Origin of the sequence: Streptomyces albidoflavus, from assembly GCF_000719955.1 — a bacterium.
In the GTDB taxonomy this organism is placed as follows: Bacteria; Actinomycetota; Actinomycetes; order Streptomycetales; family Streptomycetaceae; genus Streptomyces; species Streptomyces albidoflavus.
In genome coordinates this window covers 80397-104096 of sequence record NZ_JOII01000010.1, presented here as the reverse complement: position 1 = coordinate 104096, position 23700 = coordinate 80397, and the positions used below count along the sequence as shown (strand labels likewise).

The 23700-nt window shown below is 73.2% G+C and carries 19 protein-coding genes and 1 pseudogene; 13 read left to right on the top strand and 7 right to left on the bottom strand.

Annotation, left to right across the window (positions count from 1 at the left end):
• Positions 1 to 4 precede the first annotated feature (4 nt).
• The gene (locus tag IF45_RS0113785; protein ID WP_003952045.1) at positions 5 to 811 is read right to left on the bottom strand and encodes a PTS sugar transporter subunit IIAB; all 807 of its coding nucleotides are present in this window, start codon (positions 809 to 811) and stop codon (positions 5 to 7) included.
• Positions 812 to 942: 131 nt separating this feature from the next.
• Here IF45_RS0113785 and IF45_RS0113780 point away from each other — a divergent pair, with 131 nt between their 5' ends.
• From IF45_RS0113780 to IF45_RS0113760, 5 genes are all read left to right on the top strand, one after another.
• Positions 943 to 1416: a hypothetical protein gene (locus IF45_RS0113780; protein ID WP_015506765.1), complete on the top strand. Its 474-nt coding sequence runs from the start codon at positions 943 to 945 to the stop codon at positions 1414 to 1416.
• Between the two features lie 144 nt (positions 1417 to 1560).
• Positions 1561 to 3861, top strand: a complete 2301-nt coding sequence (secD, locus tag IF45_RS0113775) for a protein translocase subunit SecD (protein WP_030307644.1) — start codon at positions 1561 to 1563, stop codon at positions 3859 to 3861.
• A 160-nt stretch (positions 3862 to 4021) separates the two neighbouring features.
• Positions 4022 to 4438 (top strand): spore wall synthesis regulator SsgD, encoded by a 417-nt coding sequence (ssgD, locus tag IF45_RS0113770; RefSeq protein WP_003952042.1) that lies wholly within the window; start codon positions 4022 to 4024, stop codon positions 4436 to 4438.
• 353 nt (positions 4439 to 4791) lie between these two features.
• The gene (locus tag IF45_RS0113765; protein ID WP_030307642.1) at positions 4792 to 6423 is read left to right on the top strand and encodes an ABC-F family ATP-binding cassette domain-containing protein; all 1632 of its coding nucleotides are present in this window, start codon (positions 4792 to 4794) and stop codon (positions 6421 to 6423) included.
• A 206-nt stretch (positions 6424 to 6629) separates the two neighbouring features.
• Positions 6630 to 7607 (top strand): acyl-ACP desaturase, encoded by a 978-nt coding sequence (locus tag IF45_RS0113760; protein ID WP_030307640.1) that lies wholly within the window; start codon positions 6630 to 6632, stop codon positions 7605 to 7607.
• 89 nt (positions 7608 to 7696) lie between these two features.
• On the opposite strand, the gene IF45_RS0113755 is transcribed toward IF45_RS0113760, so the two are convergent.
• Together IF45_RS0113755 and IF45_RS0113750 are read right to left on the bottom strand one after the other, a co-directional pair.
• Positions 7697 to 7942, bottom strand: coding sequence for a WhiB family transcriptional regulator (locus IF45_RS0113755; RefSeq protein ID WP_003952039.1), 246 nt, complete (start codon positions 7940 to 7942; stop codon positions 7697 to 7699).
• 65 nt (positions 7943 to 8007) lie between these two features.
• Positions 8008 to 8811 (bottom strand): VOC family protein, encoded by an 804-nt coding sequence (locus IF45_RS0113750; RefSeq protein ID WP_003952038.1) that lies wholly within the window; start codon positions 8809 to 8811, stop codon positions 8008 to 8010.
• 211 nt (positions 8812 to 9022) lie between these two features.
• On the opposite strand from IF45_RS0113750, the gene IF45_RS34270 reads away from it, so the two are divergent.
• Together IF45_RS34270 and IF45_RS0113740 are read left to right on the top strand one after the other, a co-directional pair.
• Positions 9023 to 9391 carry a glycosyltransferase gene (locus tag IF45_RS34270; RefSeq protein ID WP_030307638.1) on the top strand — a complete coding sequence of 123 codons (369 nt, stop codon included), beginning with the start codon at positions 9023 to 9025 and terminating at the stop codon, positions 9389 to 9391.
• A 351-nt stretch (positions 9392 to 9742) separates the two neighbouring features.
• Positions 9743 to 10975, top strand: coding sequence for a glycoside hydrolase family 64 protein (locus tag IF45_RS0113740; protein WP_008408371.1), 1233 nt, complete (start codon positions 9743 to 9745; stop codon positions 10973 to 10975).
• Positions 10976 to 11037: 62 nt separating this feature from the next.
• Here the strand turns inward: IF45_RS0113740 and IF45_RS0113735 are convergent, their stop codons facing one another.
• Together IF45_RS0113735 and IF45_RS0113730 are read right to left on the bottom strand one after the other, a co-directional pair.
• Positions 11038 to 12084, bottom strand: coding sequence for a LacI family DNA-binding transcriptional regulator (locus IF45_RS0113735; protein ID WP_030307636.1), 1047 nt, complete (start codon positions 12082 to 12084; stop codon positions 11038 to 11040).
• A gap of 78 nt (positions 12085 to 12162) precedes the next feature.
• Positions 12163 to 13257 carry a multicopper oxidase domain-containing protein gene (locus tag IF45_RS0113730; RefSeq protein WP_008408375.1) on the bottom strand — a complete coding sequence of 365 codons (1095 nt, stop codon included), beginning with the start codon at positions 13255 to 13257 and terminating at the stop codon, positions 12163 to 12165.
• 316 nt (positions 13258 to 13573) lie between these two features.
• On the opposite strand from IF45_RS0113730, the gene IF45_RS0113725 reads away from it, so the two are divergent.
• From IF45_RS0113725 to IF45_RS0113710, 5 genes and pseudogenes are all read left to right on the top strand, one after another.
• Positions 13574 to 16006, top strand: coding sequence for a ThuA domain-containing protein (locus tag IF45_RS0113725; protein WP_008408376.1), 2433 nt, complete (start codon positions 13574 to 13576; stop codon positions 16004 to 16006).
• Positions 16006 to 18228 carry an OmpL47-type beta-barrel domain-containing protein gene (locus tag IF45_RS0113720; RefSeq protein WP_030307631.1) on the top strand — a complete coding sequence of 741 codons (2223 nt, stop codon included), beginning with the start codon at positions 16006 to 16008 and terminating at the stop codon, positions 18226 to 18228. Before IF45_RS0113725 ends, IF45_RS0113720 begins: the two co-directional genes overlap by 1 nt.
• Before the next feature lie 98 nt (positions 18229 to 18326).
• Positions 18327 to 19577, top strand: a pseudogene (locus tag IF45_RS0113715) (MFS transporter); the annotation flags it as partial.
• Positions 19511 to 20008: an MFS transporter gene (locus tag IF45_RS33895; RefSeq protein ID WP_256671081.1), complete on the top strand. Its 498-nt coding sequence runs from the start codon at positions 19511 to 19513 to the stop codon at positions 20006 to 20008. The pseudogene IF45_RS0113715 and the gene IF45_RS33895, both read left to right, overlap by 67 nt.
• 99 nt (positions 20009 to 20107) lie before the next feature.
• Positions 20108 to 20380 carry a type B 50S ribosomal protein L31 gene (locus tag IF45_RS0113710; protein ID WP_003952031.1) on the top strand — a complete coding sequence of 91 codons (273 nt, stop codon included), beginning with the start codon at positions 20108 to 20110 and terminating at the stop codon, positions 20378 to 20380.
• A 29-nt stretch (positions 20381 to 20409) separates the two neighbouring features.
• Here IF45_RS0113710 and ligD read toward each other — a convergent pair whose 3' ends face one another.
• Positions 20410 to 21438, bottom strand: coding sequence for a non-homologous end-joining DNA ligase (gene ligD, locus IF45_RS0113705; protein ID WP_008408384.1), 1029 nt, complete (start codon positions 21436 to 21438; stop codon positions 20410 to 20412).
• A gap of 53 nt (positions 21439 to 21491) precedes the next feature.
• On the opposite strand from ligD, the gene IF45_RS0113700 reads away from it, so the two are divergent.
• Positions 21492 to 22559, top strand: coding sequence for an ATP-dependent DNA ligase (locus IF45_RS0113700; protein WP_030307627.1), 1068 nt, complete (start codon positions 21492 to 21494; stop codon positions 22557 to 22559).
• Positions 22560 to 22568: 9 nt separating this feature from the next.
• Here the strand turns inward: IF45_RS0113700 and IF45_RS0113695 are convergent, their stop codons facing one another.
• Positions 22569 to 23624, bottom strand: coding sequence for an enoyl-CoA hydratase/isomerase family protein (locus IF45_RS0113695; RefSeq protein WP_008408388.1), 1056 nt, complete (start codon positions 23622 to 23624; stop codon positions 22569 to 22571).
• Between the last annotated feature and the right edge of the window lie 76 nt (positions 23625 to 23700).

The window sequence follows — 23700 nt, the reverse complement described above, 5'->3', positions numbered from 1 at the left end:
TCCCTTATACGTCGTAGGTGTCACGGAGGACGTGGTCGACCTCGTCGGTGCTGGTGAAGTCCTGGACCACCTTCACCGGGATGCCGACGTCGCCGAGGGTCCGGGCGATCTCCCGGGAGGTGAGGATGGCGACCGCCTCGGACGCCTTCCCCTTGGCCGAGATGGTGTCGGTCGCCTCCACCGACACCTGCCGGTCCCAGCCCCACCGGCCGAGCACCTGCTCCAGGGTGTTCTTCAGGAAGAGGCTGGTGCCGACACCGTTGCCGCAGACGGTGAGGATCTTGTGCTGTTCGGTCCCAGTACGCCCGGCGTCCGGGGCCGCCGAGGCGGGCTCCGGCGCGGCCGCCGGTTCCTCCACGCCGTCGTGGGACCGCAGCAGGGCGTGAAGCGCGGCCGGGGTGGCGGCCGACTGGAGCCGGTCGTGCTGCTCGGGGTCGGCGAGCAGCCGGGCCAGGGCGGCCATCGCGTCGGTGTGGGCGGCGCTGTCCTGGGCGGCGAGGGCGACGACCAGGTCGACAGGGTCGTTGGCGTCGTGCCCGAACTCCACCGGCTCGGCCAGCCGCACCCACGACATGCCCGTTCTGCGGACGGCGGGCGAGGGGCGCGCGTGGGCGAAGGCGAAGCCGGGGGCGATGACGATGTAGGGACCGTTGTCGACGACGTTCTGGATCATCTCGTCGGTGTACGCGTCCGTGCTCGTCCCGTCCGCCACCAGCAGGTCGCCCGCCGCGCGGACGGCGGCCCGCCAGTCGGGGGCCGCCACGTCCAGCCGGATCGCCTCCGGGGGAATCAGCTCACTCAGTGCCACCATGCCCCGATGCTGACATGGTTCAGGCCCCGTGACCCGGTGGCTGCCGGGGTGGAAGTGTGGAGGTCGCGGGCCGGGTTCGCGGGTCGGCTAGGGTGAGCGTTTCGGCCGAGGCGGGGACGGGGGTGGCGCACATGGCGGAACCGTCCGCGCGCCACGGCGTCCCGCTTCCCGGTCCGCCTGCCGCCGTCTCCCGGATCGTGCTGGCGCTGGTCTGCGCCGTCTGGACGGCGGTCCTCTCCGTGGCCGGGGCCTCGGCCCCCGCCGCGAGCCACGGCCCGGAGGCCGCCCCCGCGCCCTCGGCCGTCCCCGAACGCGCCCTCCCCGCACCACGCGCCGTCCACACCCCGGCGTGGGTACGGGCGCACGCCCCCGCACGGGAGCGGGCCGACGGGTACGCTGCCGGGCACGCCGAACTCGCCCCCGCGGCGCCGCCGGACCCGGGCAAGGCCCAGCTCCCGGCCCTCGCGGTGGCACCGTCCGGCGGTCCGGAGCGGGCTCTGGCGCCCGGCCGCCTGCTGGACCGGCCGCGCCAGGAACGGGCGCCGCCCGGTACCGCGCCGGGCCCCTGGTCGGCCCGGGGCCCGCCCTTCGCACGGAGCAGTTGACGACCCGGCTCGCGCCCTGATCCCCGTACCCGCGCGGTACGCGGGTTCACCGGACGCGCGCCGTCCCGCCGTTGACCGATGCTTGCGTGCCCGGACGCAGGACCGAGGGGTCCCCGGGTGGCGCGGGCCGTCCGTGGAGCCCTCATGTCCCGACGTGCCACGGCCTGGCGTGCGCTGATCGCGTTCGCCGTCGTCGCCGTGTCCCTCTTCCTCGCCCTGACCACCCCCGCCCGCCTCGGCCTCGACCTGAGCGGCGGCACCCGGATCGTCCTGCAGGCCCAGGAGGCACAGGGCCGCACCCCTGACGCCGAGTCGACCGACCGGGCCCTGGAGGTGCTGCGGCAGCGGGTCGACGCGCTCGGCGTCGCCGAACCGCAACTGGTCCGCTCCGGTTCCGACCGCATCGTGGTGGAGCTGCCCGGGGTCCAGGACCCCCGCGAGGCCGCCGAGGTGATCGGCCGCACCGCCCAGCTCACCTTCCACCCCGTGCGGGGCGAGGCCGAGAAGGCCGCGCCCCAGGCCGAGGACGGCTCCCGCGCCCTCGCCGACCCGGACCGGCCCGACGCCTTCCTGGAACTGGGCCCGACCGCCCTCACCGGGGAGGGCGTCAGCGACGCCCGCCCGGACTTCGACGCCGCCTCGGGCGAGGGGTGGGCGGTCACCCTCTCCTTCGAGAAGAAGGCGGCCGGCGCATGGACCAGGCTCACCGGTGAGGCGGCCTGCGCCGCGCCCGGCGATCCGGGGCGCCGGGTCGCGATCGTCCTGGACGACCGGGTCGTCTCGGCCCCCGGGATGCGCGAGACGGTCCCCTGCGGCACCGGGATCACCGGCGGCTCCACCCAGATCACCGGCGGCTTCGACGCCGAGGGCGCCCGCGAACTGGCCGCGCTGGTCAAGGGCGGCGCGCTGCCGCTGCCGGTGGAGGTCGTCGAGCAGTCGACCGTCGGCCCCTCGCTCGGCGCGGACGCCATCCGGGCGGGCGCCTGGGCGGCCCTGATCGGCCTGGCCTGCACCGCCGTCTTCATCACCGCCGTCTACCGCCTCCTCGGCCTGCTCGCCACGGTCGCGCTCTCCCTCTACGGGCTGATCTCGTACGCCGCGATCGTGGCGCTCGGCGCGACGCTGACCATGCCGGGGATCGCCGGGTTCGTGCTGGCCGTCGGCATGGCGGTCGACGCCAACGTGCTCGTCTTCGAGCGGGCCAGGGAGGAGTACGGCCAGGCGTCCCGCCGGCCCAAGGACCTGCGGCGGCCGCTGGCGCGCGGCTTCGCCAAGGCGTGGAGCGCGGTCCTCGACTCCAACGTCACCACGCTGATCGCCGCCGGGCTGCTCTTCGCCCTGGCGAGCGGCCCGGTCAAGGGATTCGGGGTGACGCTGGCCGTCGGTGTGCTCGCCTCGATGGTCTCGGCGCTGGTCATCACCCGGGTCCTCGCCGACTGGGCGCTGGGCCGGGGCCTGGTGCGGCGCCGGCCGCAGGCCACCGGGATGGCGGGGAAGGGGCGGCTGCGGACTCGGCTGGAGCAGCGCCCGCCGAGGCTGATGCGCTCCGGCAGCCGCTGGCTGCTCCTCTCCGGCGGGCTGCTGCTGGTGGCGCTGGCCGGTGTGGGGGTGCGCGGGCTGGAGCTGGGCGTGGAGTTCACCGGCGGCCGCCAGACCCAGTACGCCACCGAACGCCCGGTGGACGCCGAGACCGCGCGGGCCGCCGTGAGCGCGGCGGGCTTCCCCGAGGCGGTGGTGCAGCGCGCCGACCAGGACGGCGCCTCACTGGTGACGGTGCGCACCGGGCCGCTGGAGGACGCCGAGGAGCGGCGGGTGCGGGCCGCCCTCGCCGAGCACGGCGGCGAGGTGACCGTCGAACGGGACGACCTGGTCGGCCCGAGCCTCGGGCAGGAGCTGCGCGACAAGGCCGTCCTGGCGCTGGCGGTGGCGGTCGGGGCCCAGCTCGTCTACCTCACCGTGCGGTTCCGGGGGACGCTGGCGCTGGCCGCCGTGGTCGCGATGGTGCAGGACGTGCTGCTGGTGGTGGGGCTCTTCGCCTGGCTGGGCAAGCCGGTGGACAGCGTCTTCCTGGCGGCGCTGCTGACCGTGGTCGGCTACTCGGTCAACGACACCGTGGTCGTCTTCGACCGGCTGCGGGAGCTGCGCCGGCTCCGTCCCGGCGTGCCCTGGGAGACGCTGGGCGACCTGGCGGTGGGCCAGACGCTGCCGCGTACCGTCAACACCGGCCTGGGCGCGGTCTTCGTCCTGCTGGCGCTGGCCCTCTCGGGCGGCGGCACCCTGACCGACTTCGCGGTGGCCCTCCTGGCCGGCATCACGGTGGGCATCGGCTCGACCATCTTCACCGCGATGCCGCTGGCGGTACGGCTGGAGCGGCGCCGCGGCGCCTCGGCCTCGCCCGAACGCCCGCGCAAGCGCGTGCGGGAGGGAACCGGGGCCGTGGTCTGACGGGCCGCCACCCCGGTGGCGGGGCAGGGCCGTACGCCCGCCCCGCCACCGGGACGTGACGCACCTCACGCTCCTCCCGGTGCACGGGCCCCCCTGTTCCACCGTCTAGCCGACTGCCGGGGCCTGACCGCCCCAACGGCCACAGGACCCAGGGGGGACCATGGAGACCGTCATCCAGCAGTCCGTCGAGGCGCAGCTCGTCGCCGCCTCGCCACGTATGGCGACCATTCCGGCGCGGCTGCGGTACGACCGCACCGAACCGTTCGCCGTCACCATGACCTTTCCGGCGCGCTCGACGCTGGAAGGGGTCGAGGTGACCTGGTCGTTCGCCCGGGACCTGCTCACCGCGGGGCTGACCGGCGAGGCCGGGATGGGCGACGTCCGGCTGCGGCCGCACGGCGAGGACCAGGTGGTGATGGAGTTCCACGCGCCCGAGGGCACCGCCGTGGTGCGGGTACGCGCCGAGGAGCTGCGCCGGTTCGCGGCCCGCACCATCGCCCTGGTGCCGCCGGGCCGCGAGTACCTCCACCTCGACCTCGACCGGGATCTCGCCCTGCTCATCCGTGGCATGCGCTGAGCCGCGCCTTCCCCACCGCCGGGGCGCCCGGCCGCGCCCCGGCGGGAAAAGCCGTTGACGCTCCCCCGCGCCCGCTCGTACCGTCGTGAGCGCTTCTGTAGCCGCCGATCGGAGTAGGCCGTTGTACGTCTGAGGTCCTGGACACCGCCCGTACGCCCGTTGCCGGCGTGCGTCGTGCCGCGTGTGACCTCGGCGTTCGAGCTGACCGCTCGTCCGGCCCTTCCCGCGTGACCGCCCCGCGGCCCTGACGGCCGCCGCGGCGCGCGCTCCCGGTCCACCGGCCCGCGCTGTCCTCCGCGTTGCCCCCTTCCCTCCGCGTCGTACGACGACGCGTCAGCAACCGCGAGGCTCTCCTGTCAACCACCGCGCTCACCTGCGCCGACCTCAGTTTCTCCTGGCCCGACGGCACCCGCGTGCTGGACGGCCTCCAGCTCACCTTCGGCCCCGGCCGCACCGGCCTGACCGGTGACAACGGCTGCGGGAAGTCCACCCTGCTCAAGCTCGCCGCCGGGGAGCTGACGCCCTCCTCCGGCACCGTCCAGGTCTTCGGCGAACTGGCCCACCTGCCGCAGCACGTCACGCTGGACACCTCCCTGAGGGTCGACGAGGCGCTCGGTATCCGCGAGGTCCGGGCCGCGCTGCACGCCATCGAGGCGGGCCACGCCACCGAGGACCACTTCGCCACCGTCGGCGACGACTGGGACGTGGAGGAACGCGCCCTGGCCCTCCTCGGCTCGCTCGGCCTCGGCCACATCGGCCTCGACCGCACCGTCGGCGAGGTGTCGGGTGGTGAGTCGGTGCTGCTGCGGCTGACCGCGCTGCTGCTGGCCCGGCCGGGCGTGCTGCTCCTGGACGAGCCCACCAACAACCTCGACCTGGCGGCCCGCCACCGCCTCTACGCGGCCGTCGAGTCCTTCCCCGGCGTCCTCGTCGTGGTCAGCCACGACCGGGAGCTGCTGGCACGCGTCGACCGCATCGCGGAGCTGCGCGACGGCGAGGTCACCTGGTACGGCGGCAACTACGACGCCTACCAGGAGGCGGTCGCCGCCGAGCAGGAGGCCGCCGGACGGGCCGTACGGGCGGCCGGGAACGACGTCCGGCGCCAACGGCGCGAACTGGCCGGCGCCCAGGCCACGCTGGCCCGCCGCCGGCGGTACGGGCAGAAGATGAACGACACCAAGCGCGAACCGAAGATCGTCATGAACGCCCGCAAGCGCGCCGCCCAGGTCTCGGCGGGCAAGCACCGCGCCCTGCACGAGGACCGGCTGGCCACCGCCCGGCAGCGCCTCGACGCGGCCGAGGAGGCGGTCCGGGACGACGACGTGATCCGCGTCGACCTGCCCGCCACCGCCCTCCCGGCCGGGCGGACCGTGCTGACCCTGAGCAAGCTGCGGCTGCGGCACGGGGCGCGGGCCGAGCGCACCTTCGAGGTGCGGGGACCGGAGCGGATCGCGCTGGTGGGGCGGAACGGGGCGGGCAAGACGACGCTCCTGCGCACCCTCGCCGGCCAGCTGGCGCCGCTGGAGGGCGAGGTGCGCGTCGAGGTCCCGCTGCGTTTCCTCCCACAGCGCCTGGACGTGCTCGACGAGGGGCTGAGCGTCGCCGGGAACGTGGCCCGGGCCGCTCCCGGCAGCGACCGCAACGAGGTACGGGCACGGCTGGCCCGGTTCCTCTTCCGGGGGGCCCGCGCCGACCAGCTCGCGGGCACCCTCTCCGGCGGTGAACGGTTCCGGGCGGCGCTGGCCTCCCTGATGCTGGCGGAGCCGGCCCCGCAGCTGCTGATGTTGGACGAGCCGACCAACAACCTCGACCTGGCGAGCGTCCGGCAGCTCACCTCGGCCCTGGCCGCGTACCGGGGGGCGCTGCTGGTCGCCGGCCACGACCTGCCGTTCCTGCGCTCGCTCGGGATCACCCGCTGGCTGCTGCTCGACGGCGAGCTGCGCGAGGCGGCACCCGAGGAGGTGGAGGAGGCGCTGACGGGCTGAGACGGGCCGGAAGGGCGTGACACAGGGCTCGTGGCCCCCGGAATCGGGGGTCACGAGCCCTTTTCGCACCGGCGTTCGGCTGAAAACAGACGTTTGCGCGACCCCGCTTTCGGTCGCTCTTTACTGCGGCCTTAACCTACGGGTTCGTAACCTACGTTCCCGTAAGTTGCATCATCGCAAGAACTCCCCGTCCCCAGGAGTCCCGCATGACCGTCACCACACCCCACCTCGCCACGTCCGGCGGATGGACCGACGCCCAGTTGCTGCACGCGCTGGAGGAGGTCGTGGAGAAGGAACTCAACCGTCACCTCAAGGTGGCCAAGGACTGGATGCCGCACGAGTACGTGCCCTGGTCCGACGGCCGCAACTTCCCCGGCTTCTTCGAGGACGGCGAGGCGTGGGAGAAGGAGCAGTCGAAGGTGACGCCGATCGGCCGCACCGCGCTGATCGTCAACCTCCTCACGGAGGACAATCTGCCGAGCTACCACCACGAGATCGCCTCGCTTTTCGGCCGCGACGGCGCCTGGGGCACCTGGGTGCACCGCTGGACCGCCGAGGAGGGCCGGCACGGCATCGTGATGCGGGACTACCTGCTGACCTCGCGGGCCGTCGACCCGGACGAGCTGGAGCGGTTCCGGATGGTCCACATGAGCGAGGGGTTCGAGTCCGACAACCGGCACTCGATGCTCCACTCGGTGGCGTACGTCGCCTTCCAGGAGCTGGCCACCCGCATCTCGCACCGCAACACCGGCCACCAGTCGGGCGACCCGGTCTGTGACCGGATGCTGGCGCGGATCGCCACCGACGAGAACCTGCACATGGTCTTCTACCGGAACCTGCTGGGCGCCGCCTTCGAGCTGGCGCCCGACCTGACCATGCAGGCCGTCCGCGACGTGGTGGTCAACTTCCGGATGCCCGGCCACGGCATGCCCGGCTTCGAGCGGGCGGCGGCGCAGATGGCCATAGGCGAGGTCTACAACCTGCGCATCCACCACGACGACGTGATCCAGCCGGTGCTGCGGTTCCTGAAGGTCATGCAGATCGACGGGCTCGGCCCGGAGGGCGTGAAGGCCCAGGAGGAACTGGGCCTGTACATGGGCGGGCTGGACGCCGAGGCCGCCAAGTTCGACGAACGCCTCGCCGCCCGCAAGGCGCGCATGCAGGCCCGCGCCACCAAGGGCTGAGCGGACCGCCCGGGCCCGGAGGGAAAGCCACCGCCCGTACGGCTACGGCCGGTACGGGCGGGGCGGGCGGCGTCGGGGGCGGCGGGCGGTCAGCGTCTGTCGCGCCGCATCCGTTCGCGCTCCTTCTCGGAGAGCCCGCCCCACACGCCGAAGCGCTCGTCGTGGGCGAGGGCGTAGGAGAGGCAGGCCGCCCGCATGTCGCAGGCCTCGCAGATGAGCTTGGCCTCACGCACCGAGCTGCCCGGCTCGGGGAAGAAGAACTCTGATCCGGTCTGTGCGCACAGCGCCTGCTCCTGCCAGGCGAGATCGTGCGCGGCCGTACTGTCGATCCGCATGGAGTGATGATGACGGGCACGGAAAAACGTCTCATCAACGTCTGATCAACGCCGCCCCCGGCGCCCTACATGTCGGGGCGGGACTCCGGCGGAAGCGGCTTCAGCACGGCGAACCGGGCACCCCACGGGTCCCCCAGTTTGGCCAGCCGGCCCACCCCCTCCAGGTCGGTCGGCTCCATTCGTACGCTGCCACCCTGCTCCCGCGCACGGCGGCACACCGCGTCGGGGTCGTCGACGGCGAAATACGGCAGCCAGTGGGCGGCGGAGCCGCGCTCGATCCGCTCGGCGAGGTCGATGGCGCCGCCGAACATGCGGTCCTCGCCCTCCCCGGCGGGGCCCAGCGTGGTGTAGCTGCCGCCCGGGGCCGGGACCTCGTAGACGTTCCAGCCGTAGACCGCGCGGTAGAAGTCGACGGCGTCCTCGACGGTCGGCCCGTAGTGCTCCACCCAGCACAGCGAGTTGTCCTCGCCGACCACGCCGAGGCCCTCGGTGGCGCCGGGCTGCCAGCAGCCGAAGGAGGCGCCGGAGCGGTCGCTGAAGAGGGCGAGGCGGCCCTGGTCGTAGACGGCCATGGGCCGGAAGCCGACGTGGCCGCCGGCGGCGCGGACCGCGTCGGCGGTGGCGTCGGCGTCGGAGGTGCGGAAGTAGACGGTCCAGGAGGGCGACGCCTGCTCGACGGAGATGTGCATGGCACCGGCGACGACCCGGCCGTCCAGCTCGAAAAAGCCGTAGCCGCTCGCCTCCGGCCGCTCCGAGGGGCGGAAGGTCCAGCCGAACAGGGCGCTGTAGAAGTAGGTCGCCGCGCCGGGGTCGGGGGTGCCGAGGTCGAGCCAGTTCGGCGCTCCGTCGACATAGCGGGTGGTGAGCATGGATGAGCTCCTTCGTCGGGCCCCTCCGTCGTCACCGGGCCCCTCGCGTGGTCCTGGTGCGAGTCTGGCACCGGGGCGCCGAGGACGCCGCCCGGGAGGCGCCGAACGGGAGCGGGCCGCTCGGTCCCGCTCGCCGCGCAGGTGGACGGGGACGGGCAGCCAGAGCGTGTTCAGCGAGGCTCGGTGGTCTTCGTGGGCGGGTCGCGCACGCATGGACACCCGATTTCCACGCGGCCGCGACGCCTTCACCATGCCCTGCCGCACCCGCCGCGCCGGCCCGGAGGCCGAAGGGCCGGGAATCGACTGTCGGGAGGCGGCGGCGAGCGGCCTGCCCGTGGTCGTCGGCGACTCCGGTGGGGCCCCGGACGCGGTGCTCGACGGCCGCACGGGCATCGTCGTCGACGGCCGGGACGTCGACGCGATCGCGGCGGCGGTGGTGCGGGTGCCGACCACCGCACAGGGCGCGTCGACGGGCCGGCAAGGGCGGCACCGGGCCGGGCGTTCCGGGACCTGGGACACCTCCGGCGCACACCTGAAACGCCTGCTCACGCCGGGAGTTGAGCCCGCCGGGGCCTCCTGAGGCAGCGCCGGGCCAGAGGGTGTGGGCAAAGGGGACGCGAGCGGCGCCCCGGCCCGGAAGCCACCGCCGCGCGGGCCGCCGTGAGGGCGCGTGGCGGACGCCCGCCCGCCCCGGGCGCGGAACCCGCCCCGGGCCCGGGGCGGGCCCTCCGGACAGCGTCGGCCCCCGCGCCTCCCCCTTCCCGCGCACCAACAACTTTCAGCCGTTCGGAAAATCTGAGAGCGCTCTCAACCCCATCCCTTGACGCGTTCATTCCACCCCGCAACAGTGGGGGCCAGCCGCAGCGGCCACCCCCCACTCCTCCCACGGCCCTGCGGCGTACCCCCACACGCACAGAGCCAGGAGGCTTCCGTGATCTCACGCAGAGTGTTCCTCACCGGTGTCGCGGGCGCGGCCGGAGCCGCCGCCGTCATCGGTGTCCCGCAGCTCTCCTCCGCCACCACCCGGTCCGGGGCCGCGGCGCCGGAGACCTGCGAACTGGCACTGGAGAACACCTCGTTGTCCGGCCAGGTCAACGCCTACGTGACCGGGCGCGAGCTGGCCACGGACCGCTGGATCATCCTCCGCGCCGACGGCAGCGTCTTCCGCCCGGACTCCCCCGCCGAGCCCAACACCCCGCTGCCCGCCGACTGCGCGATCCCGCTGCCGTCCGCCGGCTCCGACCCGCTGGTGCTGACGCTGCCGCAGATGTACGGCTCCCGGGTGTACTTCGTCCGCGACGACACCCTGGACTTCTACCTCAACCCGGGCCCGTCCCTGGTGGAGCCCGCCTTCGCCTCGCCGGACGACCCGAACTACGGGCGTATCTGGTCGTTCTGCGAGTTCACCTTCAACACCACGCAGCTCTACTCGAACATCAGCTACGTCGACCTGGTCACCGCCCTGCCGATCGGCATCACCCTGGAGGGCGACGGGACGCACGACGTCGCCCCGATGCCCGACGGCGCCGTGGACCGGATCGCCGCCGACCTGGAGGCGCAGGCCCAGGCCGACGGACAGCCCTGGGACCAGCTGGTCATCCGCGGCGACGACGGCAAGGTGCTCCGGGTGGTCTCGCCGCAGGCCATCATGGCGCCGTGGTTCGGCGAGCCGGACAAGATGCCGTTCAAGGACGTCTGGGAGCCGTACATCGACCAGGTCTGGGAGAAGTACGCGAACGAGGACCTGAAGATCGACCTCCAGGGCGGCCGGGGTGTCTTCACCGGCCGGGTCCAGGGTGACGTGCTGACCTTCAACGGCGGCCACGAGTTCGTCCGGCCCGTCTCGCGGGACATCTTCACCTGCGACCACGGCCCGTTCACCAACGACCCGAACGACTCGGACGAGAAGAAGGGGCTGCTGGCCCGGCTCGCCGCCGGCTTCAACCGCAGCACCCTGCTGACCCACCCGGACCAGCCGGGCGGCGGCGCGGACGACTACTACCGCGACCCGGTCACCAACCACTGGTCGCGCGTGGTCCACGCCAACTCCCCCATCGGGTACGCCTTCCCCTACGACGACGTGCGCCCGGACGGGGAGCCCGACGTCTCCGGCGCGGCGCACGACGACAACCCGGTGCGGTTCACCGTGCGGGTCGGCGCCTGAGCCCTGCGGTACCACCCGGCGCCCGGGTGCGGTCCCTCTTCGAGGTGGCCGCGCCCGGGCGCTCACGCGCTGGCGCGCCGGACCAGGGTGGTGGGCAGGACGATCCCGTCCGGGGCGGCGCTGTCGGGGCGGTCCACGCCCTCACCGGCGTCCAGCAGGCTGCGCGCCATCAGCCGGCCCATCTCCTCGATGTCCTGACGGACCGTGGTCAGCGGCGGGTCGGTGTGCTGCGCGACGGTGCGCAGATCGTCGAAGCCGACCACCGCGACGTCCTCGGGCACCCGGAGCCCGGCGCCGCGCAGGGTCCACAGCGCCCCCGAGGCGGTCAGGTCGGAGGCGGCGAAGACCGCGTCCAGGTCGGGGCGGCGCTCCAGCAGGGTGCTCATCGCCCGGGCCCCGCCCTCGGGGGTGAAGTCGCCGGAGGCGAGCAGGTCGGGGGCGTTGTCGAGACCCGCCCCCGCCGCCCCGGTGATGTCCCGCCAGCCGTCGAGCCGGTCGACCGCCGAGGTCTGGTCGAGGGGCCCGCTGATGTGGGCGATCCGGCGCCGCCCGAGCGAGGCCAGGTGGCGGACGGCGGCGCGCGCCCCGCCCCGGTTGTCGCAGTCCACGTACGGGGTGGCGGCCGGGTCGCCCGGACGGCCGCCGAAGACGGCGGGCAGCCCCGTGCGGCGGACCAGGCCGGGCAGCGGGTCGTCGAGGTGGACGGAGAAGACCAGGGCGCCGTCGACGTGGCCGCCGGCCAGGTAGCGGCCGACCCGTTCGCTGTCCTCGTCGCCACGGGTCAGCATGAGGACCAACTGAGCGTCGCGCGCCGTCAGCTCCTCACTGATGCCGCGCAACTGGAGGGCGAAGAACGGGTCGGTGAAGACCCGGGTCTCCGGCTCGGCGATGACGACGGCGACGGCGTCGTGGCGCCGGGTCACCAGGGCGCGGGCGGCCCGGTTGGGGACGTAGCCCAGTTCGTCCACCGCCCGCCGGACCCGGGCGGCGAGCTGCTCCGTGACGCCCGCGCCGCCGTTGACGACGCGGGAGACGGTCGCCCGGCTCACCCCCGCCCGGGCCGCGACGGCCTCCAGGGTCGGGCGGGGGGTGGCGGGCGGTACGGGCACGGCGGGCGCTCCTGCGGGACGGCGGACGGGAGAGGTTCGCCGGTCAGCGTACGCCGCGTGCCCAGGAAGGGGGCCGGGTCAGTGGTGCGCGTGGTCGCCGGACTCCGCCTGGCTGCTCTTGCCGGACTGGGCCTCGCCCTTCTTCTCGGCGGCCTTCTTCTCCTCGGCGGCTTCCTTGGAGGACTTCTTCGGCGCCGTGTGGTGGGGCGCGTCCGGGTCGTAGCCGGGGATGGTGCCGTCGGCCTTGGCGATGAGGAAGAGGCCGGCCATGCCCATGTCGGAGTGGCTCTGGACGTGGCAGTGGTACATCCAGGCGCCCGCGCCGACGCCCTCGCCGGCGATGAACTGGAAGCCGAAGGAGTCGGCGGGTCCGGTGATCTTGTTGTCGATGACCGGGCTGGGGTCGTCGGGGCCGGTCAGCAGGCCGGTGCGGTTGTCGGCCCAGCGGTGACCGTGCATGTGGAAGGTGTGGTAGAACTCGCCGTGCGTGATCGACAGGACCTCGATCCGGTCGCCCACCGTGGCCTCGAAGTTGGGGCTCTCGTGGCCGGGCTTGTTGTTGACCGTCATGTCGTTGAAGACGATCTGGAAGGTCTTGTCGGGCAGGATGTCGCCCTTGCGCCGGACGATGAGCCCGCCGTAGAGCCCCTGCCGCAGACCGCCGGTGCCGTGGTCGGTGCCGACGACGTGGTCGTGGTAGTTCCAGTAACCGGCGCTGCCGGGCCGCCAGGTGCCGTCCTTGCGGCGGCCCGGGGCGTGGGTGCGCCAGGTGTAGGTGCGGCTGCCGCCCGGTTCCACGTGGCTGTTGCTCTGACGGGTGCCGTCGCTGCTGATCTCGTAGTCGACGCCGTGCGCGTGGAGGCTGGCGTCCACGTCGAGGAGGTTGTGGAACTCGATGTGGAGGGTGTCGCCCTCGTTCAGCTCGATCAGCGGGCCGGGGATGGAGGGCTTGCCCTTCTCCAGGCCGTAGCCGGTCATGCCGTCGGCCATCTTCTCGCAGTACATGGTGAGGTGCTTGACCTCGCCGCCGGCCGGTGCGGTCTTCGGCGGGGTGTCCGCCGCGGCCGAGGACTGCGACATCGATGTCAGACCACCGGTGGCGAGGACCGCTCCTCCTGCCAGGAGGCCGCGGTGGAAGCCACGCCTGCCGATGGACCCGTTCGCCTCGCTCATCGCCTGAACTCCTCGGAAACGTGGGGGTGTTGGGCGGGCCGACGGTGCGTCTGGGGCTCCGACGACGGCCACACGGTATCGGCGCGCCCTTGGTTTATCCACACTCAGGACAAAGTTCGATCGATTCCGGTTATAGACCTTGGCGACTCGCGAAAAGAGGTCTAGCTTCATCCGCGCTGTTTCCTGTGACCGATGAGGGGTGGGTGAACACATGCGGTTGCTACCGCATCGGCGACCCGGCACACCAGGCGGGACACCGGAGCCACGGGGCTCCGGAGCACGGGCCGGCAGATCCGCCGCCGGCCGTACCGCGGCCGTGGCCGTGGTCTCGGGCGCGCTGCTGACCGGCATGCTCTCCGGCGGGACGGCCAGCGCGCGGCCGTTCCCCGACGAGCCGGCGGGGACAACGATGTCGCTGCCGTCCCCGCCGGGCGGAGCCGAGACGCGTGTCCTGGTCTTCCACGGCTCCACCGGCGCCGAGGCGCCCAACGTGGACGCGGGCATCGAGGCCATCGAGAAGATCGGCAACTCCGGCCCGGCCGAGGAGCGCTTCACCACCGAGGCCAGCTCGAACGCCTCGGTCTTCACCAACGAGCGCAAGCTCGGCCGCTACCACGCCATCGTCTTCCTCACCGGTGGCGGGGACATCCTCGACGCGGAGCAGGAGGCGGGCCTGGAGGCGTACGTCGAGGCGGGCGGCGGCTTCCTCGGCATCCACGACGCGGCCCGCACCGAGCCGTACTCCTCGTGGTTCGGCGAGCTGATCGGCGCGCGGCCCACCGCGGGCAGCGGCGCCAAGGCGCAGCGGGCCACCGTGGAGGTCGGCGACCGCGTCCACCCGGCGACCAAGAGCCTGCCGCTGGAGTGGAAGCGTCCCGACAAGTGGCTGAACTGGAAGGAGAACCCTTCGGGCAAGGTCCACACGATCGCCCGGGTCCGGGAGGCCACCTACACCCCCGGTGAGGGGGCCAACGGCGCCGACCACCCGGTCTCCTGGTGCCGCGACTACGACGGCGGACGCTCCTTCTACACCGCGATGGGCGGTACCGCCGAGAGCTTCGCCGAGGCGGACTTCCGCGACCACCTGCGCGGCGCCCTGATGTGGACCGCGCGCCTGACCCAGGCCGACTGCAAGGCGTCCATCGACGCCAACTACAAGGCCGAACGGCTCACCGAGCCCAACCAGCCCGGGAAGAACGACCAGATCGGCGAGCCGCACGGCCTGGTCACCGCCAAGGACGGCCGGGTCTTCTACATCGGCCGCGGCGGCGCCGACTCCTCGCAGCCTGTCGTCACCGACTGGAACGACCCGAACGTCGGCAAGGGCCAGGGACAGGTCCACGTCTGGGACCCGAAGACCGACGAGGTGAGCCTCGCCGCCTCGCTGACCGTCTTCGGCAACAAGGGCGGCGGCGAGGAACTGGTCAAGAACGAGGAGGGGCTGCTCGGCATCGAGCTGGACCCGAAGTTCGAGGACAACGGCTGGGTCTACCTGCACTACACCCCGCACTCGGAGATCGACCGGGACAAGCACGTCGGCGAGCGGCGCGTCTCGCGCTTCACCTTCGACGAGTCCACCGGCAAGCTGGACCTCGACTCCGAGAAGGTGCTGCTGGACTGGCCCGTCCAGATCCACAGCTGCTGCCACGCGGGCGGCGGCATGGCCTGGGACTCGGACGACAACCTGTATATCGCCACCGGTGACACCAACTCCAGCCAGTTCACCGACGGTTACTCGGGCAACAACCCGGAGCCGAACTTCAAGGGCCTCTCCTTCGCCGACGCCCGCCGCACCTCGGGCAACACCAACAACCTCAACGGCAAGATCCTCCGCATCCACCCCGAGGACGACGGCACGTACTCGCTGCCCAAGGGCAACCTCTTCACGGGTGACGAGCCGGACGAGGGCGGCGGCAAGACGCGCGGCGAGATCTACGTGATGGGCGTGCGCAACCCGGCCCGGATCGCGATCGACAAGAAGACCGACACGCTCTACGCGGGCTGGGTCGGCCCGGACGCCGGCGCGCCCTCCACCACCTGGGGCCCGGCCAAGTACGACACCTTCGCCGCCATCACCGGCCCCGGCAACCACGGCTGGCCGTACTGCATGGGCAACAAGCAGCCCTACCGGGACCGCAACCTGCCCGACCCGACCAAGCCGCTCGACTGGTACGACTGCGACGCCCCGAAGAACGAGTCGCCCAACAACGACGGCCTGGTCAACCTGCCGCCGGTGACGGGCAACACCATCTGGTACTCGCCCGACGGCGGCGGCCCCGACTTCCCGCGTGACGAGAACGGGGTGCCCTCCTACGACAAGGACGAGCAGTTCTTCCGGCTGCCCTGGCTCAAGGGCGGCGGGCAGGCCGCGATGAACGGCCCGCTCTACCGCTTCGACGCCGACAGCGACTCGGACGTCAAGTGGCCCGCGTACTGGGACGGCAAGTGGTTCGTCGGCGACCTCTACGACGCCGACCAGCCGCGGCACGCCGTGCTCACCGACCCGAAGACGGTCGGCAAGGGCGGACTGCCGGTGCACGCCGAGTCGCTGAAGAAGATCGTGCCCGTCGGGGAGAACGGCATCAGGAACCTCATGGACTGGAAGTTCGGTCCGGACGGTGCCCTGTACGTCCTCGACTACGGCCGCGGCTTCTTCACCTCGGACGACAAGTCGGCGCTGTGGCGCGTGACCTACACCGGCGGCGGGCCCACCCCGGCCGCCGGCGACCTGGCCGGGAAGGGGAAGTGATGAGAAGGACACGGCGGGGCGGACCCCCGCGCGTGGGCACCGCGCTGATCGCGGCGCTGCTGATGCTGCTGGGGCTGACCGCCCCGGCGGCGGCCGGCGAGATCGGCGGCGGCGACCCGAAGGCGGCGGCCGAGCAGACGCTCACCTGGACCGCGGGCAACGACATCGACAAGTACGCGTCGGCGCCCACCACCGCGGCCCCCGGGCCCACCACGATCGTCTTCGAGAACAGCGAGGCGACCGGCAACACCACGTCGATGCCGCACACGCTGACCTTCGACACCGGCAACCCGGACTACAACAGCGACGTCCAGCTCAACATCCTCGCCAACCCCTCCGACGCCAACGGCGGCAAGCACACCGCCGAGGTGGTGCTCACCCCGGGCACCTACCGCTACCACTGCACCATTCCCGGCCACGGGCAGATGCAGGGCACCCTCGTGGTGAGCGAGGACGGCGGCGGCGGGGACGACACCACCGCCCCCGAGGTCACCGCCTCGGTCGACGGCCAGCAGAACGCCGACGGGGACTACGTCGGCAGCGCCACCGTCTCGCTGGACGCGAAGGACGAGGGCTCGGGCGTCGACACGGTCGAGTTCGCCCGGGGCGCCGACGGCGCCTGGGAGCCGTACGCGGAGCCGGTCGTGGTGAACGAGGTCGGCGACCACGTGATCCGCTACCGCGCCACCGACAAGGCCGGCAACCAGTCGGAGGAGAAGAGCGCCGAGTTCACGGTGGCCGCTCCGGACACCGACGACACCGACCCGCCCGAGACCTCGGCGACCGTCGCCGGGGACCAGGACGCGGACGGCGCCTACGTCGGCATGGCGACGGTCACCGTGACCGCCTCCGACACCGGCTCGGGCGTCAACACCATCGAGTACGCGCTGGGCGCGGACGGCGCCTGGCAGGCGTACGAGGCGCCCGTGATGGTGCACGAGGTGGGCGAGCACCAGTTCCGCTACCGCGCCACCGACAAGGCGGGCAACCGCTCCGAGGCGCAGACCACCGAGTTCACCGTGGTGGAGCAGCCGGCCGAGGACACCACGGCGCCGGAGGTCTCGGCCGCCCTGACCGGCGACCGCAACTCCGCCGGGGCCTACCTCGGCAAGGCCACGGTCACGGTGAAGGCGACCGACGAGGAGTCGGGCGTCGACAAGGTCGAGTACTCGCTGGACGGCGGGCCCTACCTCGCCTACGCGGACGCGGTCGTCGTCGACCGGGTCGGCCGGCACACCGTCGCCTACCGGGCGAGCGACAAGGCGGGCAACACCTCCGAGGCCCGCCAGGTGTCGTTCTCGGTGATCGGCGGCGACGTCCCGGCCCCGCCGTGCGCGGAGCTGGACGAGCGGGAGACCGTCTTCGTCGGCGACGAGGACAGCGGCGTCCCCAACCGGATCACCAACAACCGCTGCCGGATCAACGAGCGGATCGAGGACGAGCGTGAGTGGTCCTCCAACGCCCTCTTCCTCAAGCACGTCGAGACGGTCCTGACCGCGCTCGGCAAGGAAGGCGTCATCGACAAGCGGGAGACCCGCCAGATCCGGCAGGCCGCCAAGGCCTCCGGCATCGGCAAGCCCGGCCAGACCGAGGGCTACCGCAAGCTCTTCGACGGCACCGAGAAGTCCTTCGCCCAGTGGGAGCAGGCCGGCGGCGGCGCCTTCGTCCTGAACGAGGACGGCTCGATGACCAGCTCCACCGAGGTCGAGGGCATGGGGATGCTGTGGTTCCCCGAGCGCAAGTACGACGACTTCTCGCTGAAGCTCCAGTGGCGGGACGACGCGCCCGAGGGCGGCAACGCCAACGCGGGTGTCTTCGCCCGCTTCCCCCACCCCTACGACCACCCGGAGGAGTCCCGCCCGGAGTGGGTGGCCATCAAGTACGGCCATGAACTCCAGATCCTGGACCGCCCCGACGGCGACATGTACAAGTCGGGCTCGGTCTACGGCTTCGACCGGGTCGGCCTCGGCGGCGCCGGGGTGACCCCGAAGGGCACCTGGAACGACTACGAGATCAAGGTGACCGGGCAGCACTACGAGATCTACCGAAACGGCACCCTGATCAACGAGTTCGACAACACCGGCGGGCAGTCCTTCAACCCGCCGCGGGACGACGACCCGGGCACCGACGGCCGGCGCTACGCCTCCGGCTACATCGGCCTCCAGGTCCACGGCGTCACCGACGTCGTCTCGTACCGCGACGTCCGCATCAAGGAGCTGTAGCCCGCACCACGGGTACCGGGGGCCGTCGGCGTTCGCGCCGGCGGCCCCCTCCGTCGTGCCGGGGGCCGTACGGGTGCCCGCGGGTGCGGGGCGCGCCGATGTCGGTCAGCGTGGCTCTGCCGGGTGACGGACACCGGCCTCGCGGCGGGAGAGCGGTCATGACGCAGCAGAAGCACGACGGCGGTGCCCGGGAGAACGGCCCGTCCTCCTGGGCACCGCTGCGCGGGCGTACCTTCCGGGTGCTGTGGAGCGCGCAGCTCGGCTCCAACGTGGGGACCTGGATGCAGACCGTCGGGGCGCAGTGGATGCTGGTCCAGCAGCCCAACGCGCCCACCCTGACCGCCGCGGTGCAGGCGGCCTCCCTGCTGCCGGTGCTCTTCCTGTCGCTGCCCGCCGGCGTCCTCGCCGACGTGCTGGACCGGCGGGCGCTGCTGATGACGCTCTCCGGGGTGATGGCGGCGCTCTGCGCGGCCCTGGCCGCGCTGACGGCGGCGGGGCTGACCACACCGGCCGTCCTGATCGCCCTGACCTTCCTGATCGGCTGCGGCCAGGCGCTGATGAGCCCGGGGTGGCAGGCGATCCAGCCGGAGCTGGTGCCGCGTGAGCAGATCCCGGCCGCGGCGGCGCTGGGCAGCCTCAACGTCAACGTGGCCCGGGCGATCGGCCCGGCGGTGGCCGGGCTGCTGGTCGCCGCGACCGGGCCCGACGTCGTCTTCGCCCTCAACGCCGTCTCCTTCCTCGGCGTCCTCGCCGCCCTGCTCGGCTGGCACCGGGCCCGCCACGGTGCGGGCGACCGGGAGCGGATGCGCCCCGCCCTGGCCTCCGGCACCCGCTACGTGCGCAACGCGCCGGGTGTACGCCGGGTGCTGCTGCGCTCGGGCCTCTTCGTCGTCCCGGCCTCGGCGCTCTGGGGCCTGCTGCCGGTCGTCGCCGAGCGGCGCCTGGGGCTGGGCTCGGGCGGGTACGGGCTGCTGCTGGGGGCGCTCGGGGCGGGGGCCATCGTCGGGGCCGTCACCATCGGGCGGGTGCGCGAGCGGCTCGGGCGCAACGTGCTGCTGGCCGTCAGCACGGTGGCGTTCGCGGCGGGCACGCTGGCCGCCGCCGTACTGCGGCAGCCGGTGCCGGTGGCGGTGGTCCTGGTGGTGGCGGGCGTGGGCTGGCTGTACGCGCTCTCGACCCTCAACGCCACTCTGCAACTGGCCCTGCCCGGCTGGGTGCGGGCGCGCGGCCTCGCCGTCTACCTCATGGTCTTCATGGGCGGCCAGGGCATCGGCACGCTCCTGTGGGGCCTGCTCGCCGACGGCATCGGCACCGCCGAGACGCTGCTCGTGTCGGCGGGGCTGCTGCTGGCGTCGGCGGCCTCGCTGACCTGGCTGCCGCTGCGCGAGCGGACCGGCACACTCGACCGGACCATCGTGGCCCCTGGCCGGAACCGGCGCTGGCCCTTCCCGTCGATCCCGACGACGGCCCGGTCCTGGTCGAGGTCGCCTACGAGGTGCCTGAGGACCGGGCGGAGCGGTTCCGTGCGGCGATGGCCGAGGCGGCCGTCTCCCGGCGGCGCACCGGCGCCCTGCGCTGGAACCTCTACCAGGACGCGGCCGACCCCCGCCGCTGGGTGGAGGTCTTCGAGGTCGCCTCCTGGTCCGAGCACCTGCGCCAGCACGGCGCCCGCCTCACCGGCTACGACGCGGAGCTGCTGACGACCGCCCGCGACCTGGCCGAGCGCGAGCCCGAGGTAAGGCACCTGGTTCCCCCGGCCGACGAGCCCGCTCGCCCGTAGGACGGCGTGCGCTGGCGGGCATCCGCCCGGGCCCTCAGGCTGGAGAGGGTGGGCACCGGGCCTCCGGCGCCCGTACGGCCGAATCCGAGGAGCGCCGGTATGAAGCAGAACGATCCCGCGTACGGTCCCGTCGTCTTCCGTGACAAGTCGGCCGGGTACGCGTTCCTGACCCGGTCGACGGCGACCAGCGACCGGACGATCGACTGGGACGACGGCAACACCTACCCGGTGATCGACGTCGAGATCTCCTCCGAGAGCCACCCCTTCTACACCGGCAAGGCCCGCACGGTGGACACCGAGGGCCGCGTCGCCCAGTTCGAGCGCCGCTACGGCCGGGCCGACGGTTCGGCGCCGCAGGGGCCGGGGGCGTAGGCGCGGGGACGTACGGTCCCGGGCCCGCCTCAGTCTCCGGAGTCGCCGGGGTCGCGGCGGGCCCTGCTCGGCTGTACGCGGGGGGGTTCACCCGGCATCTTGGGGTGGTCCGGCGGGTAGGGCAGGTCCTCCAGGCCGTGTTCGGCCGCGTCGCGGGCGGCCAGTTCCAGGAGGGGGTCGAGGCGGTAGGCGTGGTCGTCGATGTCGGCGTGCACGTCGCCGAGGGCGGCGTAGCGGGCCTGCATGGTGAGGAGGTCGAAGTCGCGGGGGTCGGCGTCGTCCAGTTCGTCCCAGCGCAGCGGGGCGGAGACCGGGGCGTGGGGCTTGCCGCGGACGGAGTAGGCACCGGCGATGGTGCGGTCGCGGGCGGTCTGGTTGTAGTCGACGAAGATGCGCTCGCCGCGCTCCTCCTTCCACCAGGCCGTGGTGACCCGCTCGGGCATACGGCGCTCGATCTCGCGGGCCAGCGCGATGGCGGCCCTGCGGACCTCCACGAAGGGCTCGACCGGCTCGATCGGGATGAAGACGTGCAGGCCGCGCCCGCCGGAGGTCTTGGGCCAGCCGCGCAGGCCGTACTCGTCGAGGATCTCGCGCAGGGTCTGGGCGGCGGCGACGGCGTCGCGGAAGTCCGTGCCGGGCTGCGGGTCGAGGTCGACGCGCAGCTCGTCGGGGTGCTCGGTGTCCGGGGCCCGCACCGGCCAGGGGTGGAAGGTGAGGCAGCCGAGGTTGACGGCCCACAGGACGGCGGCCGGGGAGTCGGGGCAGATCTCGTCGGCGTGGCGGCCGCTGGGGAAGGAGATGCGGGCGGTCTCCAGCCAGTCGGGCTTGTTCTTCGGCGCGCGCTTCTGGTAGAAGAACTCGCCGTCCACGCCGTCGGGGAAGCGCTGGAGGGTGGTGGGCCGCCGGCGCAGGGCGCGGGTGACGCCGCCCTGGACGGCGAGGAAGTACTGGGCGACGTCCAGCTTGGTGAAGCCGCGCTCGGGGAACCACACCTTGTCCGGGTGGGAGAGCCGCACGCTGTGCCCGTCGACCTCGAGTTGCACCGCTTCCGATCCCATGCGGCCACCGTAGGCCGCCAGCGGATATGCCGCATATCGGGCAGACTCGGGGTATGGACCTGCCGGTGATGCCCCCTGTGAAGCCGATGCTCGCCAAGTCCGTGGCACGGATTCCGCCGGGGATGCAGTACGAGGCGAAGTGGGACGGCTTCCGGGCCCTGGTCTTCCGGGACGGGCCGGAGCTGGAGCTGGGCAGCCGCACCGGCAAGACGCTCACCCGGTACTTCCCGGAGCTGGTGGCGGCGCTGCTGGAGCGGCTGCCCGAGCGGTGCGTGGTGGACGGGGAGATCGTGATGGCGCGCGACGGGCGGCTCGACTTCGAGCTGCTCTCCGAGCGCATCCACCCGGCCGCCTCCCGGGTGCGGATGCTGGCGGAGAGGAACCCGGCCTCCTTCGTCGCCTTCGACCTGCTGGCCCTCGGCGACGAGGACCTGACCACCCGCCCCCTCACCGCACGGCGGGCGCTGCTGGAGGAGGAGCTGGGCGAGGCCGCTCCGCCGCTCCACGTGGCTCCGGCCACCCGCGATCCCGAGCTGGCGGAACGGTGGTTCGACCAGTTCGAGGGGGCGGGGCTGGACGGCGTGGTGGCCAAGCCGCTGAACCTCGGCTACCGGCCGAACGAACGCGTCATGTACAAGATCAAGCACGGCCGCACCGCCGACTGCGTGGTGGCCGGCTACCGCACCCACCGGGGCGGCACCGGCGTCGGCTCCCTGCTGCTGGGCCTCTACGACGACGCGGGCACCCTCCAGCACGTCGGCGTCTGCGCCGCCTTCACCGCCCGCCGGCGCACCGAGCTGATCGCCGAACTGGAGCCGCTGCGGCTGGAGTCGGTGGCCGACCACCCGTGGGCGGCGTGGGGCGAGGCGGCCGCCCACGAGGAGGCCCGGCTGCCGGGCGCGCCGAGCCGCTGGTCGGGCACGAAGGACCTGTCGTGGGTACCGCTGCGCCCGGAACGCGTCTGCGAGGTCGGGTACGACCACATGGAGGGCACCCGCTTCCGCCACACCACCCAGTTCAAGCGCTGGCGCCCGGACCGCACCCCGGAGAGCTGCACGTACGCGCAGCTCGCGGAGCCGGTCCGGTACGACCTGGGCGCGGTACTCGGCGAGTCCGGCTGACCGGTCCCGTCAGGCGAGGCCCAGTTCCCGGCCCTCGCCCAGCGGCACGAAAGCCTCGGCCACCGCCTCGTCCGTCACCGCGTCCAGCGTCGCGGGCACCCACTTGGGCGCCCGGTCCTTGTCGACCACCTGGGCCCGGACGCCCTCGGAGAGGTCGGGCCAGGTCAGCGCATGGGCGGAGACCCGGTACTCCTGGTCGAGGACGGCTTCGAGGCTGGTCAGCGCACGGGCCCTGCGCACGGCGGCCAGGGTGGTCTTGAGGGCCAGCGGCGAGCGCCCCCGGACCGTCTCGGCGGTCTCCTTGGCGGCCGGTTCGCCCGACTCCTGGAGCCGCTCCAGCGCCTCCTCCACGGTGGGCGCGGACCAGCAGGCGTCGATCCACCCACGCTGGGCGGCGAGTTCGCCCTCAGGGGCGGGGTGTGCCAGGCGGGCGACGGTCGCGGCGGCGTCCTCACCCTCCGGGGCCTGGGCCAGCGCCTCGACCAGGGCGGGGAGTCCGGCCGACGGGACGTAGTGGTCGGCGAGCCCGCAGAGCAGCGCGTCACCGGCGCCGACCGGCCGGCCGGTGAGGGCGAGGTGGGTGCCGAGTTCGCCGGGAGCACGGGAGAGCAGGTAGGTCCCGCCGACGTCCGGCACGAACCCGATCCCGGTCTCCGGCATGGCCACCAGCGACCTCTCGGTGACGACACGGACGCTCCCGTGGGCCGAGATCCCGACCCCGCCGCCCATGACGATGCCGTCCATCAGCGCGACGTACGGCTTCGGGTACCGGGCGATCCGGGCGTTCAGCGTGTACTCGTCGCGCCAGAAGGCGAGCGGGGCGTCCAGTTCGCCGCGCAGGGCGTCCTCCCGGATGGCCCGCACGTCACCGCCCGCACAGAGCCCCCGCTCCCCCGCACCCTCCACGACGACGGTGGTGACGGCCGGATCGTGCTCCCAGGCGTCCAGCGCCTCGGCGATCCGCTCCACCATAACGTGATTGAGGGCGTTGAGAGCACGCGGCCGGTTCAGGGTGATCCGCCCGACCCGCCCCTCGACCCGCACGCGTACCGCTTCCTCGGTCATCGCCGTCCCCTCTCCCGCTCAGCAGTGATCGACTCCACCCTAGGTGTTCGGATGGCCGCGCAGAAGTGCCGGTCAG

Excerpts from the sequence above, each read along its gene's own strand:
- IF45_RS0113760 (WP_030307640.1), top strand. The coding sequence starts at position 6,630 with ATGACCGTCACCACACCCCACCTCGCCACGTCCGGCGGATGGACCGAC.
- IF45_RS0113750 (WP_003952038.1), bottom strand. The coding sequence starts at position 8,811 with ATGCTCACCACCCGCTATGTCGACGGAGCGCCGAACTGGCTCGACCTC.
- IF45_RS0113755 (WP_003952039.1), bottom strand. The coding sequence starts at position 7,942 with ATGCGGATCGACAGTACGGCCGCGCACGATCTCGCCTGGCAGGAGCAG.
- IF45_RS0113700 (WP_030307627.1), top strand. The coding sequence starts at position 21,492 with ATGGACCTGCCGGTGATGCCCCCTGTGAAGCCGATGCTCGCCAAGTCC.
- ligD (WP_008408384.1), bottom strand. The coding sequence starts at position 21,438 with ATGGGATCGGAAGCGGTGCAACTCGAGGTCGACGGGCACAGCGTGCGG.
- IF45_RS0113785 (WP_003952045.1), bottom strand. The coding sequence starts at position 811 with ATGGTGGCACTGAGTGAGCTGATTCCCCCGGAGGCGATCCGGCTGGAC.
- ssgD (WP_003952042.1), top strand. The coding sequence starts at position 4,022 with ATGGAGACCGTCATCCAGCAGTCCGTCGAGGCGCAGCTCGTCGCCGCC.
- IF45_RS0113720 (WP_030307631.1), top strand. The coding sequence starts at position 16,006 with ATGAGAAGGACACGGCGGGGCGGACCCCCGCGCGTGGGCACCGCGCTG.
- secD (WP_030307644.1), top strand. The coding sequence starts at position 1,561 with ATGTCCCGACGTGCCACGGCCTGGCGTGCGCTGATCGCGTTCGCCGTC.
- IF45_RS0113730 (WP_008408375.1), bottom strand. The coding sequence starts at position 13,257 with ATGAGCGAGGCGAACGGGTCCATCGGCAGGCGTGGCTTCCACCGCGGC.
- IF45_RS34270 (WP_030307638.1), top strand. The coding sequence starts at position 9,023 with ATGGACACCCGATTTCCACGCGGCCGCGACGCCTTCACCATGCCCTGC.
- IF45_RS0113695 (WP_008408388.1), bottom strand. The coding sequence starts at position 23,624 with ATGACCGAGGAAGCGGTACGCGTGCGGGTCGAGGGGCGGGTCGGGCGG.
- IF45_RS0113780 (WP_015506765.1), top strand. The coding sequence starts at position 943 with ATGGCGGAACCGTCCGCGCGCCACGGCGTCCCGCTTCCCGGTCCGCCT.
- IF45_RS0113710 (WP_003952031.1), top strand. The coding sequence starts at position 20,108 with ATGAAGCAGAACGATCCCGCGTACGGTCCCGTCGTCTTCCGTGACAAG.